Here is an 18,615-nt window from a genome sequence, read left to right on the forward strand (position 1 = left end):
TTTTTATGGCTATAAAGATAGCAAAATATGGCTTTGCCAATAATCAATTCGATAGCCTCCTGGATACTCAAAAAAAGGGTTCACCAAATAGAACTTTTTATGAAGTACCCTAACGAAGTACAGGAGGAGTTACTGCACAACCTTGTTAAAATGGCCGAAAACACTGCCATAGGCCGCAAATATGGCTTTGAGTCGGTTAAGAATTACAGGGCTTTTGCCGAGAGGGTACCGGTATCTTCTTACGAAGACCTGGAACCCCTTATTGAACAAACCCGCACCGGCGAGCAAAATGTTTTTTGGCCCACCCCTATTAAATGGTTCGCCAAGAGCAGCGGTACTACTAATGCCAAGAGCAAATTTATACCCGTAAGCCCCGAAGCGCTTGAGGATTGCCACTATAAAGCAGGCAAAGACCTACTGTGCCTGTACCTTAACAACAACGAAGATTCTCAGCTTTTTACCGGCAAAAGCCTTCGCCTTGGCGGAAGCAAACAGCCGTATGAAGACAATAATACTTTTTTTGGCGACCTGTCGGCCATACTGATAGACAATATGCCGTTTTGGGCCGAGTTTAGCAGTACGCCCAGCAACCGTGTATCGCTTATGGGCGAATGGGAAACCAAGCTCGCCGCCATTGTACAGGAAACCATGCACGAAAACGTAACCAGCTTTGCCGGTGTACCCTCGTGGATGATGGTGCTCCTCAACAAAATAATGGAAGAAACCGGCAAGCAGAACCTTTTAGAGATATGGCCCAACCTTGAGGTGTATTTTCATGGGGGCGTTAGCTTTGAGCCATATCGCGAGCAATACAAAAAGCTGCTGCCCAAGAGCGGTTTTCAGTACTACGAGATATACAATGCCTCCGAAGGCTTTTTTGCCATACAGGACAGTAACGACAGCAACGAACTGCTACTGATGCTGGATTACGGCATTTTTTACGAGTTTATCCCGATGGATACTTTTGGCACCCTTAACCAGCGCGTTATCCCGCTAAGTGAGGTAGAGCCCAACCGCAACTATGCCATTGTTATTACTACCAATGCCGGGTTATGGCGCTACATGATAGGCGATACCGTGAGGTTTACGTCCATCAACCCGTACCGCATAAAAATTACGGGGCGCACCAAGCACCATATTAATGTTTTTGGCGAGGAGCTGATGGTAGAAAATACCGACCAGGCTATTGCCAAAGCCTGCCAGGCTACCGGTACCGAAGTGATAGATTATACCGTTGCCCCTATTTTTATGGAAGGCAAAGAGAAAGGTGCCCACGAGTGGATCATCGAATTTAAAAGTGTCCCGGCTGATGTAGAGCATTTTAGGGCAACATTGGACGAGGCGCTGCAATCTTTAAATTCTGATTATGAGGCCAAGCGTTACAATAACATGACGTTAAACCCGCTTGTGTTAAATGTAGCACGCCCAAAATTGTTTTACGACTGGCTTAAAGAGCAGGATAAACTGGGCGGGCAGCACAAAATACCACGCCTAAGCAACGAGCGCCATTATCTGGAACAGCTAAAGAATATGCAGGTGGCAGGCAGTTTTTCTGACATCGCATAAAATTTAACACATACAAAATCAACCAAGTATAAAATTTTGGCATTACATTTGCCTAACAATTAACAAATTATTAATAAGATGGGTTTAATGAAGAAGAAGTATTTTTATGGAGTGGGTATAGCCCTTGTTTTATTAACAACCTCTTGCGGCCCTGCGGCGCACAGGTACAGCTGCGGCGGCAAGCGCCGTTGTATATCGTATAACGAAGTTGAAAAAGTTCCGGTAAAAACGCCACGCACTTTTACAAAAAACGCATAAAAAATGCCGCTCTAAACAGAGCGGCATTTTTTATTGCTGCTTTAGCTTAATTATATATTTAAAATCGCCCTCGTTACCATTGTTTATATCAAACTTAATTGCACCTGTATAGTTAACATCTCCCCGTTTAACCTTGAAAACATATACAAGTTTAAGATCGTTATCGCTGTTTAGCAGAAATCGGGAAAGATACGTTTCTGTATCACCTATAAATTCAGCAAGTTCAGCAGCATTAATTACAGTAGTAAAACCTTTACTGCCATGCATTACAAATAAAGAGGTATTACGTACCGGCCAGTTCTTAAAAAGTTCATCATCCGGCCATATTGATGGATCGTTATCTGCAAAAATATCACTTGACGGGCTGGCTGCATAGGTTGAAAATGTTTCGTTATACTCCTGCTTAGTGCCCAGCACCATATCTATATTGGCCGCATGTGCAGCAGCTTCGTTAACCCTGTAGGTAGTTCCTGTCACCAAATCTAAATAACATCTGGGGTTTGCATTTAAAACGGTAGACGCTGCAATTTCTAAATTACCCTCTATTACGGCTATACCCTCATATTGGGGCGCAGGCTCTGCATTATCATCGCTGCAAGAAATTAGGGCCATGCTAAAAAACAGGGCTAAAAATGTACTGTGTAGTTTTTTAATCATATTATCTTATAGCAAGGTTAGGGAATGTTGCTGATGCTCGTAAAATACGCAATTTATTAATATTCCTGCAACCGCCCCAAAAAAAAATGCCACTCCAAACCGGAGCAGCATTCTTAAATATATATAACCTGTGTACTACTTATTATTTAATGCTTATTGCAGCACCACCGCCCGGTGCAAGTTTTTGCTGTAGTTTGGTCTTGCTGTTTACCTTAATGGTTTTGATGGCATAGCTTTGAGGGTTTTTCTCGTAGTGCGCATCTTTACCATCTTCATAAATAGTAGCGGTAAACGTTTTGCCTTTTGGCAGGAATTCAAAACTAATGTTTGCGGTACGTGCATTTTCATCGGTAATGGCGCCAATAAACCACTCGTCTTTACCTTTTGCTTTACGTGCCATAGTAATGTAATCGCCAGGCTCAGCTTCAACAACGTAAGACTGATCCCAATCGATCGCTACATCTTTAATAAACTGGAACGCATCCAGGTGCTTGTTATAGGTTTCCGGTAAATCAGCCGCCATTTGCAGCGGGCTGTACATGGTTACGTAAAGCGCTAATTGCTTAACCAGCGTGGTATGTACAAATGAGTTATTATCGGGGTTGTAAGCGCTAATTTTAGTCTGGAAGATACCCGGGGTATAATCCATTGGGCCGCCCATTAGCCTTGTAAACGGCAGGATAGTAGTATGGTCCGGGTTATTACCGCCAAACGATTCGTACTCGGTACCACGCGCCGCCTCATTACCAATAAGGTTAGGATACGTTCGCGCAAGGCCTGTAGGGCGCACTGCCTCGTGGGCGTTAACCATAATTTTATATTCGGCAGCCTTGGTAATGGCATACAGGTAATGGTTGTTCATCCACTGGCCGTAATGGTATTCGCCACGCGGAATGATATCGCCTACATAACCGCTTTTAACAGCGTTATAACCGTTATCAACCATAAACTGGTAGGCTTTATCCATCCAGCGCTCGTAGTTGCGCACAGAGCCCGATGTTTCGTGGTGCATAATTATCTTAACCCCTTTAGAGGCCGCATAGCGGTGCAGTTCTTTCACATCAAAATCAGGGTACGGGGTTATAAAGTCGAACACAAAATCTTTCGATTTGCCAAACCAGTCTTCCCAGCCCTCGTTCCAGCCTTCTACCAATACGGCATCAAAACCATGTTTGGCTGCAAAGTCAATATACTCCTTAACGTGCGCGGTGTTTGCAGCATGCTTACCGTTAGGCTTGGTTTTGCTGTAATCCAACTCTCCAAGATGCACATTGGTAAGGTCGTTATACGCCCAGGTGCTTTTACCGGTAATCATTTCCCACCAAACACCTACGTATTTAACGGGTTTTATCCACGATACATCTTTAAATTTTGTAGGCTCGTTAAGGTTGTAAATGGTGCGCGACATTAGTATATCGCCCGCTTTATCGCTAACCAGTACGGTTCTCCACGGCGATTGGGCAGATGCCTGCAGGTAGCCTTTGTTACCGGTAGCATCGGGGGTAAGCCACGACTCAAGCACCATATTTTTGTCATCAAGGTTTAACGACATGGCCGAATAATCAATAAGCGCTGCCTCGTGTATGTTGATATAAAGGCCATCTTTGCTCTTCATCATCAATGGCGTTTGCAGGCCGGTTTCGGAAAAAGTTTCCTGCGATGCATTTGGCGTAACGGCACCTTTCATCTTAGCGCGAATTTCGGACAGGTTAGATGTTGTGGTGCTGTACTCCTGTGTATCGTAATCGCCCGGAAGCCAGAAGGCCTTATGGTCGCCCGCCAGTGCAAACTGGGTTTTTTCTTCTTTTATAACAAAATAGTTAAGCTCCGGCTGCTCCGGGAACTCGTACCTAAAGCCAAGGCCATCATTAAACACCCTGAAGCGTATGCGGATGTACCTGCCTTTTTGTGCCTTTTGGCTCAGTGTTACCAGCAGCTCGTTATAGTTGTTACGGATGCTTTTTTCCTCGCCCCACACCGGTGCCCAGGTTTCATCAAAGGTGGCGTTCTCGGTTTTATCAACGGTAAAACCGTCTACCATTGGGGCAATATCCTTAGTATCAATACCCAGCTTACTGGTTTTAATTACCGGTTTCTTTTTATAACTAAGCTCATATGTAGGCTCGCCTTTTGCGCTTAGCTTAAAGGTTAGCACAATGTTTTTATCGGGTGATGTTAACTGCTGGGCGTGCAACACGGCACCGGCAAGCAGCATAACAGCCCATAATAATTTTTTCATGGAGTTTGTTTGAAAGTTAATTATTTGTTTGAAAACGATAAAATTACCAAAATAAAGCACGCAATTTTGCACTATAACAATTTCGTAGCTACGCAAACCTTTGCGTGTTGAAAAGTTTTCAGTCAAAGGCCATAAAGTCTGTCAAGTTTATCAAGTCGTAAGGTCGAAAGCCGAAGGACTGATGATCTGTCTACGATAATTACACTAAAATAGAAAGGTGATTTATTGCCGCTTCGACAGGCTCAGCATGACAATAAATTATCTTCTATTTTAAACTTTATTTTAGATTGCCGCACTCCGCAAGCTTCGTTCGCAATGACAATGCGTGAAAATATCTACGTAAATCAGCGTTTGCCTTGTATCCTTGTTATCCCCACCTGTAACGTCCGTGTCATCCGCGTTCCATTACTGGTGTAGGTACAAAAAAATAGCTGCCCGTCCCCGGGCAGCCCTTTTCCAAAAACATCTATTCTAAAATTCACAATTATGCCAGCGGTCCGCCGGCGATAATCTCTTCATTTGAGAACGTTTCAAATTTAGTAAAATTTTTCCTGAATTCGCCCGCTAATTCATTGGCTTTTTTATCGTAGGCGCTTTTATCGCTCCATGTGTCGCGTGGATTTAACACCTCATCAGGCACATTAGGGCAGCTTTGCGGTACCGATAGCCCAAAAAACTCATCCTTTATATAAGTAACGTTATCAAGTTGCCCGTTTAATGCCGCGGTAATCATGGCACGGGTATATTTTAATTTCATACGGCTGCCGGTGCCATAAGCGCCACCTGTCCAGCCGGTGTTTACAAGCCATACATTTACACCGGCCTCCTTCATTTTCGTACTCAGCATCTCTGCATACGCTGCCGGGTGCAACGGCATGAACGGCGCGCCAAAACAAGCCGAAAAATTAGGCTGCGGCTCTTTAACACCTTCCTCGGTACCCGCAACTTTCGCCGTGTAACCCGATATAAAGTAGTAAGCAGCCTGGCCCGGAGTAAGTTTAGATATAGGAGGCAGGATACCGAAAGAGTCGGCACTCAGGAAGAATATATTTTTAGGGTTGTGGCCTATAGAGCCCGGCTGCGTGTTGTTAATGTGGAATAACGGATAGCTAACACGGGTGTTGGGAGTGATGGAAACATCCTCATAATCAACCTCGTTAGTACCCGGTTTAAACACCACATTTTCCAGCAGCGCCCCTTTTTTGATGGACCTGAAGATATCTGGTTCGTGCTCCTCGGTAAGGTTAACCACCTTGGCATAGCAGCCGCCTTCAAAGTTAAACACGCTGTTATCATGTGCCCAGCCGTGCTCATCATCGCCAATTAACTTACGGTGCGGATCGGCCGATAAGGTAGTTTTACCCGTACCCGATAAACCAAAGAAAATAGCGGTATCGCCCTCCTCGCCCACATTAGCACTACAGTGCATGGGCAGGGTATCTTTAAAAACAGGAAGTATAAAATTAAGTGCAGAGAAAATGCCCTTTTTCATTTCGCCGGTATAGCCCGTGCCGCCTATAAGCGCTATCTTTTTAGTAAAATTAAGTATTGCAAAATTATGGCTTCGGGTACCGTCTACCTCAGGGTTGGCCCTAAAGCCCGGCGCGCAAACTACATGCCAGTCGGCTTTAAAATCTTCAAGCTCCTCTTCTTTAAGCCTTAAGAACATATTGTAGCAAAACAGGTTGCTCCACGCTGTTTCTGTAACCACCCTAACATTAAGCCTGTAATCGGCATCGGCACACACATAGCTGTCCCTTACAAAAACCTCTTTACCGCTAAGGTAAGCCGTAACTTTGTTGTAAAGCGCATCAAACTTATCGCTGTTAAACGGCAGGTTTACGTTACCCCACCACACTTTATCCTCGGTAATACTGTCTTTAACAATAAAACGGTCCTGTGGCGAGCGGCCGGTAAATTCCCCTGTGTTAATAGCCAGGGCTCCGGTAGAAGTTTCTACACCCTGTCCTTTTTCAATTGTAATGTCATGAAGTTCCTCTGGCGTAAGCTGATACCTGATTGTAGCATCGTTGATTCCGATCTCATTTAACGCAATCGTTTTCGTAAAAAGGCCGTAATTCTCCATAGTTTTGGGTTTAGAGTGAATAATTACTACGGCGCAAAGATAGTAATTATTCTTTTCCCTATAAAGAATTATGATTTTTTTATCGCTTTTGCTTTATTATGTGTAAAAACAACACAGCCCACGCACTAATTAGTAACAATCCTCCAATAGGGGTTATCCACCCAAACTTAGCAAAATCAAAGGGTAAAAGCGTATTTATAGCCAAAAAATAGATAGAAACCGAAAATAAAAACACACCGCCCACAGTTAGCCAAAGGATGCTTTTTTTAGCTTTATCCGAAACATAAGCCGTGGTACCCACAAACAACAAAAACAGCGCGTGGAAAATCTGGTAGCGTACCCCGGTTTCAAAAACGATGACCATTTCAGGCTCTACCACCTTTTTTAAACCGTGCGCCCCAAAAGCGCCTAAAACTATTCCTGTAAGGCCTAAAACGGCTGCTGTTGCTATAACTTTCCTATCCATTTTTGTAAGTATTAATCATTGTAAAATTAATGACTTTAAAATATTTAACGCAGAATATTTTTTTATAAATATAACATTTTACTACATTCGTGTTATAATTATAAAAAGCTATGAGGAATATTTTAATTATTGGCGCCGGAAGATCGGCCTCGTCATTAATAGAATACCTGTTGAATAAGTCGGTTACCGAAGATCTTTTCCTAACCATTGGCGACCTTTCGGCAGCGTTGGCCGAACGCAAAACCAACGGCCACGAAAGGGCGCGCGCCATAGCTTTTGATATTTTTAACGAAGCGCAGCGCCATGAGGAGATAGGCAGGGCTGATATTGTAATTTCGATGCTGCCTGCCCACCTGCACTACGAGGTGGCTAAGGACTGCATTACTTATAAAAAGCACATGGTTACGGCCTCTTATATTAGCCCCGCCATGCAGGAGCTGGATGCACTGGTTACCGCCAACAACCTTGTTTTTATGAACGAGATTGGGCTGGACCCGGGTATAGACCATATGAGCGCCATGAAGATTATTGATGAAATACGCGACCAGGGCGGCAAGGTGATATTGTTTGAGTCGTTTTGCGGAGGTTTAGTAGCGCCTGAGAGCGATAACAACCTGTGGAACTATAAGTTTACCTGGAACCCGCGCAATGTGGTTTTGGCCGGCCAGGGCGGCACTGCCAAGTTTATCCAGGAGGGTACGTACAAGTACATTCCGTACAACAAGTTATTCAGGCGTACCGAGTTTATGCAGGTAGAGGGTTACGGCCGTTTTGAGGGCTATGCCAACCGTGATTCGCTTAAATACCGCAGTGTTTACGGTTTGGATGATGCGCTTACCCTTTACCGGGGCACGCTGCGGAGGGTGGGCTTTAGCAAATCGTGGAATATGTTTGTTACCCTTGGCATGACCGATGATAGCTACGTTATGGAAGACTCTGAAACCATGAGCTACCGCGAGTTTATTAACTCGTTCCTGCCCTACCATCCTACCGACTCTGTTGAGCTGAAGCTGAGGCATATGCTTAATATAGACCAGGATGATATACAGTGGGAGAAGCTAATGGAACTGGATTTGTTTAATGCCCACAAAATAGTAGGCCTGCGTAACGCAACGCCTGCACAGATACTGGAAAAAATACTATCGGACAAGTGGACGCTGAGCTCTGATGATAAAGACATGATAGTAATGTACCACAAGTTTGGCTACGAGCTTAACGGACAGCAAAAGCAGGTGGATGCCACTATGGTTTGCATAGGCCGGGACCAAACGTTTACCGCTATGGCAAAAACCGTAGGCCTGCCGGTGGCAATTGCTGCATTACAGATACTTAACGGCAAAATTACCACTCCCGGTGTGCAATTGCCCATAAATAAAGAAGTGTATTTACCCATACTTAAAGAACTTGAAGAATTTGGGGTTGTTTTTCATGAAAAACACGTTCCTTACATGGGTTACAACCCGCAAAATGTAGCGAGCTAAAACCTCACTAACTAACTCAAAACCCGAAAAACCTTCCTGCTCCCGGCAGGAGGGTTTTTTATTTGCCTGAAACCTCATCATTAAAAATAAAAAAAACCGAAGGGCAAAAATGCCGATCGGTCTCTATATTATTTTGAAATTCCAAACTTAAAATTCCAAGTTCCAAAAATCAAATTTCAAATTTAGAAAATCCCAAAAAACAAATTCTAAATCTCAAAGTTTAAAATCAAATTTCAAACTTGAAAACAAATCTTATTTCCAAAAATCTGATATTATAAAAAATCTAAGAATCCAAAATGCAACTCAATATCCAAAAGTGAAATATTAAGGTTTTTTAACCATTTTAGGTCCAAAAACAGACTTAATTTAGCCTCAAATTTGGCATTTCAAAATCCAAAAGTGAAATATTAAGCACTTTTAGAGGTTAATTTTTGAATTCTTAAATCTAAAATCTTTAAATCTTAAATTAATTAAAACGGAAGATCGTCGTGGTCTTCTTCTTTATAATTGGTTGCAGGTTCAAAAGCATCACGTGCTGCCGGAGCCTGTCCGTAACCCTGTTGTGGTGCCTGCTGGTAGCCGCCGCCTTGTGGCGCCTGGCCATAACCCTGCTGCGGAGCCTGCTGATAACCACCCTGTTGAGGCGCGTCGGCTGCTTTTTCTATCCTCCAGCCCTGTATAGAGTTAAAGTATTTGGTTTCACCCTGAGGGTTAACCCATTCCCTACCCCTTAAATTTATGGAAACTTTAACCGGCTCACCTACACGGTAGTTGTTAAGCAGGTCGCACTTATCCTGAGTAAACTCAATCATAATGTGCTGCGGGTACTGCTCGTCTGTAGTAACTACCAACTCTCTCTTCCTGAAACCGTTAGCGCCAAAAGCTTTGGTCTCATCGATCATTTTAATTCTTCCTGAAACTTCCATAATGTAATTGTTGTTTTTCTACCTTAAAATAGTAGCTATCGTTATTAAATGTTTTAAAAATCCTTCTTGGCCAGCAGTACCTTCCACGCGTCAAAAACGCGGTTATCGTCCAAGTATTCCTTGGCTTTTTGCAGTTTTTTATCCTGATCATCAGCGCTTAACACGCCCTTTACCTCAAAGCTCTCTTTTACAAATATACTAACTTCTTCTTCAGTAGGCAAGGTTTCTGTGTTACCAAGTTTGCCTAAATCGTTACCATCAAAAAAATGGCTCTCTTTAACAAAAGCCGGTATGGCGTCAACCCCTATGCCCAGTGTGGTTAGCGGCTTCTCAACCTCAAAAAGCCCTTGCGAAGACCTTGAGTACCAGTTACCTCCAAGCCTTGACACGAGGTCTATCTTATGCTGATCTATAGCGCCGTTTTCATCTAAAATGCTCTCATCTATGTGCATTTTAAGCACTTCGCACAGTATAAGGTTACCGGCGCCACCCTCGGTACCCATGGCAATAATCTCGTTAACGCGGCACTCAAACTGTACCGGTGCCTCCTTAACCCTGAATGGGGCTACTATATCGCTGGGAATCATGGTAAAGCCTGCTTTATCAAACTCGTTTACCCCTGCGGCATATTCGGTACTTGATAGCGATGTTTGCTCTACCATGCCATAACTAACCACGTTTATAACTACCTCACGGTTAAGCTCTGCGTTAAGCAGGGTATGCTTTACAGTGTTGTCGCGCACACGCCTTGAGGGCGAAAATATAAGTATGGGCGGGTTGCTGCTAAACAGGTTAAAAAAACTGAATGGCGATAGGTTAGGCACCCCGTTCCTGTCTACAGTACTCGCAAGCGCTATGGGCCTTGGTCCTACAGAGCTTTGCAGGTAGCCGTGCAGTTTTTGAGTGGTGAGTTCTTTTGGATCTATAGTAAGCATGCTGCTTTAATTTAGATTGCAAAGATACTTTTTTGGCCTATTGCAAACAGGACTGTTAATAAAATAAATACCTGCCTTTAGCGTTATTAGTACCCACACCTTACCTACCGTAACTTTTACTATCTTTAAGCCTCAAAATTTTTGTATGCAAATTTCAGATAACAGGACCGTTACCCGCTGGATCATTATCATTATCTCCTTTTTAATTTTACTGCTTATTGTATGGAATACCTACTACCTTTTTCAAACCTTTAAGGCAGAGGAACGTGCTAAAATGGAGCTTTGGGCAGCATCTCAAATAACACTAAACAATGCAACAGAGAATACTGACGTGGATTTGCCGCTGGAAATTATAAGCAACAACACTACTATACCCATTATATTAACCGAGATAAAAAACGGTAAAGACAGCATTGCCAAGGAAGCTAATATTAGCGAAGATATTGTAAAGGACACCGTTAAAATGCGCGACCTTTTAGAGAGCATGAAAAGGGAAAACGCTCCTATAAAGATGGAAATTTCTAAAAACCACATGCAGTATATTTACTATGGTAACTCATCGCTGCTTAACCTTTTAAAGTACTATCCCTTTGTATTGGTGGTCATTATACTATTGTTTAGTGCCGTGGTTTATAACTTTTACCGTGCCACAAAAGCAGGGGCTCAAAACAGGCTTTGGGCCGGTATGGCTAAGGAAACTGCACACCAGATAGGCACTCCCCTATCGTCTTTACTGGGGTGGATAGAAATTATGCGGGTGGATGATGTAGACCCTACCACGATTGCCGAAGTTGAGAAAGATGTATTACGACTGCAAACCATAGCCGACCGTTTTAGTAAAATTGGATCGGAACCCTTATTGGAAGAGCGCGATATTATTGCTGAAACCGAAAAATCTTTTGAGTACCTGCGCTCGCGTGCCTCTAAGCAGGTGGAGTTTAGCTTTAAGGCCCCAAATCACGCCATACTGGTACTGCTTAACCCTGAGTTGCATAGCTGGACAGTAGAGAACCTTGTAAAGAATGCCATTGATGCCATGAAGGGCAAAGGCAAGCTGGATGTTGTTATTGAAGAAAAAGACCGCTTTGTAAAGATAAAGGTATCCGACTCCGGAAAAGGGATACCAAAAACACAGTTCAGGAAAGTGTTCGAGCCCGGTTTTACTACCAAAAAACGCGGTTGGGGCCTTGGCTTATCGCTTACTAAGCGTATTGTAGAAGAATACCACAAAGGCAAAATAAAGGTACTAAACTCTGAAATTGGCAAAGGCACTACCATGCAGGCCAGTTTTAAAAGGGTATAAAAAAGCGGGAAGTTTTTATCTTCCCGCTTTTTTATGGTAACCAATTGGTTACTATGGGTTGCTGGTGAAAATATAAGTAATATCAGCACCATTAAAGGTTGTAGTGATCTCAAAATTTTGAGCATCAAGCTTATCAATACTATACGTTATTGTTTCGCCATCTATTGTTGTTGTAAGCGTTTGCTCTGCTGCTGTATAAGTTCCGGTAGCAGTTGCAGCATCTGTCTGGCAGTCATAATAATCAACTTCTTTTACAGTTCCATTTGTTAGGTACTCGGTGTAATCTTTCCCGCAGCTTTCATGCCCGTCATAAGGAACGGTTACACCTCCAAATTTTGTAGACACAGGATACCATCTATGGTCAAGATGCTCCAGGTTAACCGCAGGGCCATCATCATCACTGCCACATGAAGTTGCAATGAATGCCATGCCAAGAAGTGCAAAGCTTAATTTAAGTAATTGTTTCATTTGAAAATATAAGTTAGGGTTAGTGGGTAAAATATGTTTAAAAAAGGCGGAAACAACGTCCGCTTACTATCTTAAAGGTTGGCGCTTATAGCTTTTGCCAGTTCCTCAAATTCTTCTTTTTCAAGCTTTACCTTATTTACAAAGCGCATCTCGTCCATTTCGTTAAGCGGTATAAGGTGTACGTGTGCATGGGGCACTTCCAGTCCTACAACAGCCATACCCACCCTTTTGCAGGGTACGGTTTTTTCTAAGGCAATGGCCACTTTGCGGGCAAACTCCATAAGGCCTACGTAATTTTGCTGCTCCATATCAAACAGTTTATTTATTTCCTGTTTGGGTATGCACAACGTGTGACCTTTAGCATTAGGATTAACGTCTAAAAAAGCAAGAAAATTATCGTCTTCGGTAATTTTGTAAGCCGGTATCTCGCCGTTTATTATTTTAGTAAAAATAGTGCTCATAAGCTAAGGCTTTACATTAGTCTCTTGTAATTTCCAGCAGTTCGAATTTAAGGATACCGTTAGGGACGTTAATTTCTGCGATTTCACCTACCGATTTACCCAAAAGCCCTTTGCCTATTGGCGATGTAACCGATATTTTGCCCGTTTTGAGGTCGGCTTCGCTCTCGGCAACAAGTGTATATTTCATTTCCATGCCGTTGGCCTGGTTTTTTATCTTAACTGTACTTAATACAAGCGCCTTAGAGGTATCTAACTGCGACTCATCTATAAGCCTTGCGTTAGATACAACTTCTTCCATTTTAGATATCTTAAGCTCTAAAAGGCCCTGCGCCTCTTTAGCGGCATCATATTCGGCATTTTCAGAAAGGTCGCCTTTGTCCCTGGCCTCAGCAATAGCTGCACTTGCCTTAGGTCGTTCTATACTTTTTAGCTGATCCAGCTCGTCTCTTAATTTTTTTAACCCTTCTGCAGTGTAGTAAGATACTGTACTCATAACTTCATCGTTTATATAAATAGAAAAAATCCCATCACGACGGGATTTCTTTTATGCAAAGATAGCATTTATTTGTTAAATCACTTTTTAAATGTGCAATAGCACAAGCCAAAGTTAATTAAATTAAATTTGTTTCATAATTATTAAAGTAAAATTTACCCATGAAAAAATATATTTTTTTCCTGCTTGCACTACCCCTTTTTTTAGCCTGTAGCAACGACGATTTTAATAACAGTAACCGCTATCTGCCCAGCTATAATTTTTCTATCCCCATAGATATGAGCCTGCCGCTATACAGCAATTTACAGTTCACATCAAACCCGGTGCGTATTACTACCGACGGCATAGGCATTAATGGCGTAATTGTTATGAACACAGGTAGTGGCTACCGCGCATTTGAGGCCAGCTGCCCCAACCAGGCCTTAAGCGATTGTTCTGTTTTACAAATTAATGGCATATTGGCAAAATGCCCCTGCGATGGCGTAGAGTATAGCCTTTTTACGGGTGATGCCACCACCAAAGTAGAATTCCCATTAAAACAATACAGGGTAGAGGTTTTAAGTTCTACCGCAATACGGGTTTACAACTAATATGCCGGTTATAAGGCTGCAATACAGTATTAACGCCCCCATAAATGTGGTGTTTGACCTTTCACGAAGTGTAGACCTGCACAAGATATCTACAGCGCATACCAATGAGGAGGCTGTTGCCGGGAAAACATCGGGGCTTATGGAGCTTCATGACAGCGTTACCTGGCGTGCAAAGCACCTTGGGCTTACCCAGCACCTTAGTTCCAAAATTACGGCATTTAACCGCCCCAATATGTTTATAGACGAAATGGTAAGCGGCGCTTTTAAAAGCTTTAAGCACCAACATATTTTTACCGAAGTAAACGGGCAAACCGTAATGACGGATGTTTTTACCTACCAAAGTCCGCTTGGGATATTGGGACGCATTGCAGATGCTGTTTTTCTTAAGAAGTACATGCAGAAGCTTTTAACCGAACGCAACCGCATTATTAAAGAGTTTGCCGAAGACGCTGATAAATACAAAAAAATCCTGCCGTGAAGCAGGATTTTTATACAACACAACTAAACTCAAAAAATATTAGAATTTAAGCGTAGCCCCAACTAAAAAGTTAGTGCCTGCCTGCGGGTAGTAACCCGCACCTTCTATAGTTTGTATGGTTCCGGGATTGGTAAAATCATCATCATAAGTATAGAAATAGCCGTTAGACTCGTATTTATAGTCAAAGATGTTATTTACAAGGCCCGATAGTACTATCGATTTTACGAAGCTATTAGTGGTAATTTCGTAACTGATGTTAAAGTCGTTTACAAAATAGCTTTCCAATTTAGAGCTATCGCTATCTATATTACCCATGTACTGCTCGCCCACAAATTTAGACAGCAAACTCGCCTGCAATCCTTTTACAGGAAGCACCGTTATGGCATTACCCATTACTACATTTGGTGAAAATGCTATATTGGTATTGCCCAGGTTTTGCAGCACACCATCCCTTTGGAAAAAGAAATCAAGGTTTTTGTTGCTGCTTACCGCTACGTTAGGGCGCAATAAAAGCTTATCAGTGACGTATACGGTGGCATCAAGCTCTACACCCAGCCTGTAGCTGTCGCCACTATTGGTATAAATAGGCGATCCCACATCATTTAAAGCCCCTGTAAGCACCAGCTGGTCTTTGTAGCGCATGTAGTATCCGTTAATATTTACAAGCGTCCTGCCACTTTTAAACCTCCAGCCCAACTCAAAATCGTTAAGGGTTTCGGGTTTGGCACTGCCATTCTCGTAATCGTCCCGGCGTGGCTCACGGTTGGCGCGGGCGTATGATGCGTATAGGGTATTTTTATCGTTTACTGTAAAGGTTAAACCTGCCTTAGGATTGTAAAAGTCAAAGGTATCATCTACAGGGTCTACAAGCACGCCATCGGCACTGTAATTTACCCTGCGGTACTGCATGTCGCCATACACTCCTAAAGCGGTTGTAAGCTGGTAGTTTATCTTACCAAACACGTTAAAGTCGGTTTTTTTGGCATCATCATTATAATAACGCTGGCCCGGGCGCACATTGCCGCTAAACTGCGACCATATAACCTCTCCATAGTGCCCCCCTTCATACTTGTTCCAAGCACCGCCTACTGTAACACTAAGTTCGTCTTTTTTATAATTGGTAGAAAATGTAGTACCGTAAAAATCGTTATCCAGCCATTTGCGGGTAATAAGATCGGCTGCGCTAACCTCTTCGCCATTTACTGTAAGGGGCGTAAGGCCATAGTCAACAAAATCAGCATCATCCCTGTAATTTTCATAATAGCCTTTACCTTTTGTATAGTGTACGGCAAGGTTAGTGTTCCAGTTCTCGGTAAGCTTCTCATTCCAGTGCAACTGGTAATGGTCCTGCTGGTAATTATCGGTCTCATTGTTATAAAAACGGGTTACGCCGTTTTCATCAACATATTCGCCAGATGTATTGTAGGTTCGGTCGTTTTTAAGTTTCTCCAAGTCTTCAAGGCCGTTCCATGACTGGTACGTTTTCTCGTTACCGCCAAAAACAAGCGCCTTAATTAAGGTAGTTTTACCCACATAGGTACCCTGTAAAAAGTACGATTTTAAGCTGGATGCAGCCCTGTCTATATACCCGTCTGACTCTATGTTAGATAACCTTCCGGCAATCTCAAAATGGTCGTTCATTAAGCCGGTGCTGAATTTTACCGTGTGTTTCCTGGAATTGTAGCTGCCAAAAGAGTTGGAAAGCTCTGCACTCGATTTCTTTTGAAACGCATCGGTAAGCAGGTTAAGGCTTGCGCCAAATGCTCCCGCACCGTTGGTAGATGTACCTACCCCGCGCTGTAACTGGATGTTCTCTACCGATGAGGCAAAATCGCCCATATTAACCCAAAACGTACCGTGCGACTCGGCATCGTTATACGGGATACCGTTAAGCGTTACGTTAATGCGCGAAGCGTCAGACCCACGCACGCGCATACTGGTGTAGCCTATACCGTTACCGGCATCTGTTGTGGTTACTACTGATGGCAGGTAATTTAGCAAAACCGGGATATCCTGGCCCAGGTTTCGGGGCGCAAGCTCTTCTTTGCTGATGTTACTAAACGTAACCGGTGTTTTGCTGTTTACACGCACAGCCTGTACCAAAACTTCATCAAGCTTGGTAGTGTCCTGCGCTGCAGGCTGCTGAGCAAATGCTGCAACTCCAATAAAAGATAGTGATAATGAAAGCAAAGGCTTTGCAACTTTGCATCTTTGCAACTTTGCGACTTCCTTAGAATTGAATAAAGTTTTCATCCGTAAAAATGATTTACGAATAAAAGGGGCAATTATTCTTGTTGTTAGTTAAAAAATATGTTTGGCAAAATGTTACGGCGTGCACTCCGCTTGTTTGGCCTTTTAATTTCCCTTGGCGGCATTACCCGCCCAGGTTCTTTGGGTATGATCTCAGCCCGATTGTTTAGGGCACCCCTTTGAGACGGCGCAAATGTAGTAAAAGTATTGAGACAAAAGTATCAAGAACTGAGAAACCCGTATGATATTTAAAAACCAGCTTTATTATTTAACAATTAAATTAATTATCAAGCACTTAACCATCTGATAATAATTTAAAAACACGTTGTAAATAGCCAGTTAACCTATAATAATGTTCTTTGTAATGGTCGCGATCCAAAAGCTTTTTCACAAACAACAATCAATTTTTATCAATTAATTAAACTTCATCCAATGAAAAATACTATGCTTGCAATGCTGGCCCTGGCCGGTGTGATGCTATTTTCATGCTCTGCGCCATCTATAAACGAAATCGAGGAAACCGACGAGATAATGCCTGATACTACAGCTAACGGCCTGAGATTAGCCGCCACGGTAAACACTAACGCTTTTTTAAGCTGCGGTTGTACCGAAAGCACTGCTAAGATTACAACGACAGAGTCGGCAACATGGGCCACAACTTTTGCGCCGCTTGTTAAGTTTGACCGCGCTGCGCCTGATTACCCAACATCGGTAGAAGATATATGGGCAAGTACTAACCCGGGCAGTATTGTTTGCAACGGACAATTACAGCTTACTAACAGCACCGCCCCTACCAGCCTTAATTTCCCTACCTATTATGATGTGCAGCAGCACCCAACTGATGCGGATAAAGTATTTATAGACTACTGGTTTACCTATAAAAAACAGGAGCCTTGTTCTGCCGGGCAAGGTGGCCATGATTACGATTGGGAGCACATTGTTATACAGTTTAAAAAATCAACGCAGAGGATCGTTACGGTTACGTATTACCAGCATGGTGGCTGGTATACTATAGACTGGCGTAATAAAGCCGCAGGCACAAGGGTTGTGGCATTTGTGGGCAAATATGCACACGGTATGTACAACAACAGCAACACTATTAGCTTTATTGGCTATGCCTGTACTTATTTTGGCGATTACCGCAACCCGGCCGATGCCACCGACGAGGCAAGCACATGGAACAACCTTGTACGCATGACGTGCGATAAAACTGAATTTAACTTTAACGGTGGCTGGGGCACTACAGGTAAAGGCCCGCTACACCGCGACCGCCAGTACTGGAACTTTGCAGCCTGCAACGGCAGTGATACCTTTGGCACTAACGGCTGTAGTGGTTCTGACTTTGCTGTAGGCACCATTATAGGCACCATTAACTAATGGCTTAATCCATCTTTATATTTTTTTGAAACTGGCTGTCCCCGTGGGGGGATGGCTTTTTCACTCATCAAATACAAACGATTATTAAAGCACAAACCCCGCCAATTATTTGGTGGGGTTTGTCTATTATCTCAAATCTATTATCTGACTGTCTTCTCCTAAAAATCCGGACGGCGGCGCGATTGTTTCTTATCAGCCTGGCGGCGTTTGCCCTCTATCCTTTTCTTGATAACCGACCGTGGTATTTTTGTAGGCACCCTTGGTTTATCTACCTTAAGGGCACCCTCTAAAACCTGTAAAAAGCGCCTGGTAACAATATCTTTATTGCGTATCTGGCTACGGTCTTCGTCACACTGCAAAATCAGTACCTTATCATCGGTAAGGCGGCTGGCAAGCTTTGTTTCTATAAGCAGTTTCTCTTCATCGGATAACGACTGCGATTGCAACAGGTTAAAACTAAGCACTACCTTACTGGATACCTTATTTACATTTTGCCCTCCTGCACCACTACTCCGTACTGCCTTATAAACCAGCTCTGTAATTATCTTTTCCCTGTCCACAACTTCTTTGTTCTTCTAAAT

At 43.0% G+C, this 18,615-nt stretch carries 18 protein-coding genes; 7 read left to right on the forward strand and 11 right to left on the reverse strand.

All coding sequences use genetic code 11. The features are described from left to right. Positions 1-27 precede the first annotated feature (27 nt). Positions 28-1,566 (forward strand): GH3 auxin-responsive promoter family protein, encoded by a 1,539-nt coding sequence (locus tag FMM05_RS04240; RefSeq protein ID WP_143372091.1) that lies wholly within the window; start codon positions 28-30, stop codon positions 1,564-1,566. Between the two features lie 87 nt (positions 1,567-1,653). After that, positions 1,654-1,824: a hypothetical protein gene (locus tag FMM05_RS20930; protein WP_185965498.1), complete on the forward strand. Its 171-nt coding sequence runs from the start codon at positions 1,654-1,656 to the stop codon at positions 1,822-1,824. A gap of 30 nt (positions 1,825-1,854) precedes the next feature. Here the strand turns inward: FMM05_RS20930 and FMM05_RS04245 are convergent, their stop codons facing one another. The 4 genes from FMM05_RS04245 to FMM05_RS04260 all read right to left on the reverse strand — a co-directional run bounded on the left by FMM05_RS04245 (position 1,855) and on the right by FMM05_RS04260 (position 7,272). Continuing rightward, a complete protein-coding gene (locus FMM05_RS04245) occupies positions 1,855-2,436 on the reverse strand; it encodes a hypothetical protein (RefSeq protein WP_143372092.1) in 582 nt (193 codons plus the stop codon). A 187-nt stretch (positions 2,437-2,623) separates the two neighbouring features. Continuing rightward, a complete protein-coding gene (locus FMM05_RS04250) occupies positions 2,624-4,720 on the reverse strand; it encodes a glycoside hydrolase family 97 protein (protein WP_143372093.1) in 2,097 nt (698 codons plus the stop codon). A gap of 484 nt (positions 4,721-5,204) precedes the next feature. Next, positions 5,205-6,806: a phosphoenolpyruvate carboxykinase (ATP) gene (gene pckA / locus FMM05_RS04255; RefSeq protein ID WP_143372094.1), complete on the reverse strand. Its 1,602-nt coding sequence runs from the start codon at positions 6,804-6,806 to the stop codon at positions 5,205-5,207. Positions 6,807-6,885: 79 nt separating this feature from the next. Further along, positions 6,886-7,272, reverse strand: coding sequence for a DUF423 domain-containing protein (locus tag FMM05_RS04260; RefSeq protein ID WP_143372095.1), 387 nt, complete (start codon positions 7,270-7,272; stop codon positions 6,886-6,888). A gap of 110 nt (positions 7,273-7,382) precedes the next feature. On the opposite strand from FMM05_RS04260, the gene FMM05_RS04265 reads away from it, so the two are divergent. Then, positions 7,383-8,753, forward strand: coding sequence for a saccharopine dehydrogenase family protein (locus tag FMM05_RS04265; protein ID WP_143372096.1), 1,371 nt, complete (start codon positions 7,383-7,385; stop codon positions 8,751-8,753). Positions 8,754-9,223: 470 nt separating this feature from the next. On the opposite strand, the gene FMM05_RS04270 is transcribed toward FMM05_RS04265, so the two are convergent. Continuing rightward, complete coding sequence (locus FMM05_RS04270) at positions 9,224-9,679, reverse strand: DUF3127 domain-containing protein (protein ID WP_143372097.1); 456 nt, start codon at positions 9,677-9,679, stop codon at positions 9,224-9,226. Positions 9,680-9,732: 53 nt separating this feature from the next. After that, positions 9,733-10,614, reverse strand: a complete 882-nt coding sequence (locus tag FMM05_RS04275; protein ID WP_143372098.1) for a flavin reductase family protein — start codon at positions 10,612-10,614, stop codon at positions 9,733-9,735. A gap of 145 nt (positions 10,615-10,759) precedes the next feature. Between FMM05_RS04275 and FMM05_RS04280 the strand changes: the two genes are divergently transcribed. Then, on the forward strand, positions 10,760-11,917 hold the full coding sequence (locus FMM05_RS04280) for a sensor histidine kinase (RefSeq protein WP_143372099.1): 1,158 nt from the start codon (positions 10,760-10,762) through the stop codon (positions 11,915-11,917). 51 nt (positions 11,918-11,968) lie between these two features. On the opposite strand, the gene FMM05_RS04285 is transcribed toward FMM05_RS04280, so the two are convergent. The 3 genes from FMM05_RS04285 to greA all read right to left on the reverse strand — a co-directional run bounded on the left by FMM05_RS04285 (position 11,969) and on the right by greA (position 13,339). Further along, the gene (locus FMM05_RS04285) at positions 11,969-12,385 is read right to left on the reverse strand and encodes a hypothetical protein (protein ID WP_143372100.1); all 417 of its coding nucleotides are present in this window, start codon (positions 12,383-12,385) and stop codon (positions 11,969-11,971) included. 71 nt (positions 12,386-12,456) lie between these two features. Beyond that, positions 12,457-12,846: an HIT family protein gene (locus FMM05_RS04290; RefSeq protein ID WP_143372101.1), complete on the reverse strand. Its 390-nt coding sequence runs from the start codon at positions 12,844-12,846 to the stop codon at positions 12,457-12,459. Positions 12,847-12,862: 16 nt separating this feature from the next. Further along, positions 12,863-13,339 (reverse strand): transcription elongation factor GreA, encoded by a 477-nt coding sequence (gene greA / locus FMM05_RS04295; RefSeq protein ID WP_026989966.1) that lies wholly within the window; start codon positions 13,337-13,339, stop codon positions 12,863-12,865. A gap of 161 nt (positions 13,340-13,500) precedes the next feature. On the opposite strand from greA, the gene FMM05_RS04300 reads away from it, so the two are divergent. Further along, positions 13,501-13,929: a Rieske (2Fe-2S) protein gene (locus tag FMM05_RS04300; RefSeq protein ID WP_143372102.1), complete on the forward strand. Its 429-nt coding sequence runs from the start codon at positions 13,501-13,503 to the stop codon at positions 13,927-13,929. Between the two features lies 1 nt (position 13,930). Then, a complete protein-coding gene (locus FMM05_RS04305) occupies positions 13,931-14,407 on the forward strand; it encodes an SRPBCC family protein (protein ID WP_143372103.1) in 477 nt (158 codons plus the stop codon). A gap of 39 nt (positions 14,408-14,446) precedes the next feature. Here the strand turns inward: FMM05_RS04305 and FMM05_RS04310 are convergent, their stop codons facing one another. Further along, entirely contained in the window at positions 14,447-16,660 is a 2,214-nt protein-coding gene (locus FMM05_RS04310; protein WP_143372104.1) for a TonB-dependent receptor, read from the reverse strand. A gap of 429 nt (positions 16,661-17,089) precedes the next feature. Here FMM05_RS04310 and FMM05_RS04315 point away from each other — a divergent pair, with 429 nt between their 5' ends. Then, positions 17,090-18,034, forward strand: coding sequence for an NPP1 family protein (locus FMM05_RS04315; RefSeq protein WP_143372105.1), 945 nt, complete (start codon positions 17,090-17,092; stop codon positions 18,032-18,034). Between the two features lie 158 nt (positions 18,035-18,192). Here the strand turns inward: FMM05_RS04315 and arfB are convergent, their stop codons facing one another. Then, positions 18,193-18,594, reverse strand: a complete 402-nt coding sequence (gene arfB / locus FMM05_RS04320; RefSeq protein ID WP_143372106.1) for an alternative ribosome rescue aminoacyl-tRNA hydrolase ArfB — start codon at positions 18,592-18,594, stop codon at positions 18,193-18,195. Positions 18,595-18,615: the final 21 nt, after the last annotated feature.

The sequence above is a fragment of the Flavobacterium zepuense genome, assembly GCF_007097145.1.
Classification (GTDB): Bacteria; Bacteroidota; Bacteroidia; order Flavobacteriales; family Flavobacteriaceae; genus Flavobacterium; species Flavobacterium zepuense.

What these genes read in the sequence shown, in the direction of transcription:
- FMM05_RS04285 (WP_143372100.1), bottom strand. Translation starts at nt 12,385, where the DNA reads ATGAAACAATTACTTAAATTAAGCTTTGCACTTCTTGGCATGGCATTC.
- FMM05_RS04310 (WP_143372104.1), bottom strand. Translation starts at nt 16,660, where the DNA reads ATGAAAACTTTATTCAATTCTAAGGAAGTCGCAAAGTTGCAAAGATGC.
- FMM05_RS04270 (WP_143372097.1), bottom strand. Translation starts at nt 9,679, where the DNA reads ATGGAAGTTTCAGGAAGAATTAAAATGATCGATGAGACCAAAGCTTTT.
- FMM05_RS20930 (WP_185965498.1), top strand. Translation starts at nt 1,654, where the DNA reads ATGAAGAAGAAGTATTTTTATGGAGTGGGTATAGCCCTTGTTTTATTA.
- FMM05_RS04275 (WP_143372098.1), bottom strand. Translation starts at nt 10,614, where the DNA reads ATGCTTACTATAGATCCAAAAGAACTCACCACTCAAAAACTGCACGGC.
- FMM05_RS04280 (WP_143372099.1), top strand. Translation starts at nt 10,760, where the DNA reads ATGCAAATTTCAGATAACAGGACCGTTACCCGCTGGATCATTATCATT.
- FMM05_RS04250 (WP_143372093.1), bottom strand. Translation starts at nt 4,720, where the DNA reads ATGAAAAAATTATTATGGGCTGTTATGCTGCTTGCCGGTGCCGTGTTG.
- FMM05_RS04300 (WP_143372102.1), top strand. Translation starts at nt 13,501, where the DNA reads ATGAAAAAATATATTTTTTTCCTGCTTGCACTACCCCTTTTTTTAGCC.
- FMM05_RS04305 (WP_143372103.1), top strand. Translation starts at nt 13,931, where the DNA reads ATGCCGGTTATAAGGCTGCAATACAGTATTAACGCCCCCATAAATGTG.
- FMM05_RS04240 (WP_143372091.1), top strand. Translation starts at nt 28, where the DNA reads ATGGCTTTGCCAATAATCAATTCGATAGCCTCCTGGATACTCAAAAAA.
- greA (WP_026989966.1), bottom strand. Translation starts at nt 13,339, where the DNA reads ATGAGTACAGTATCTTACTACACTGCAGAAGGGTTAAAAAAATTAAGA.
- FMM05_RS04245 (WP_143372092.1), bottom strand. Translation starts at nt 2,436, where the DNA reads ATGGCCCTAATTTCTTGCAGCGATGATAATGCAGAGCCTGCGCCCCAA.
- pckA (WP_143372094.1), bottom strand. Translation starts at nt 6,806, where the DNA reads ATGGAGAATTACGGCCTTTTTACGAAAACGATTGCGTTAAATGAGATC.
- FMM05_RS04290 (WP_143372101.1), bottom strand. Translation starts at nt 12,846, where the DNA reads ATGAGCACTATTTTTACTAAAATAATAAACGGCGAGATACCGGCTTAC.
- FMM05_RS04260 (WP_143372095.1), bottom strand. Translation starts at nt 7,272, where the DNA reads ATGGATAGGAAAGTTATAGCAACAGCAGCCGTTTTAGGCCTTACAGGA.
- FMM05_RS04265 (WP_143372096.1), top strand. Translation starts at nt 7,383, where the DNA reads ATGAGGAATATTTTAATTATTGGCGCCGGAAGATCGGCCTCGTCATTA.
- FMM05_RS04315 (WP_143372105.1), top strand. Translation starts at nt 17,090, where the DNA reads ATGAAAAATACTATGCTTGCAATGCTGGCCCTGGCCGGTGTGATGCTA.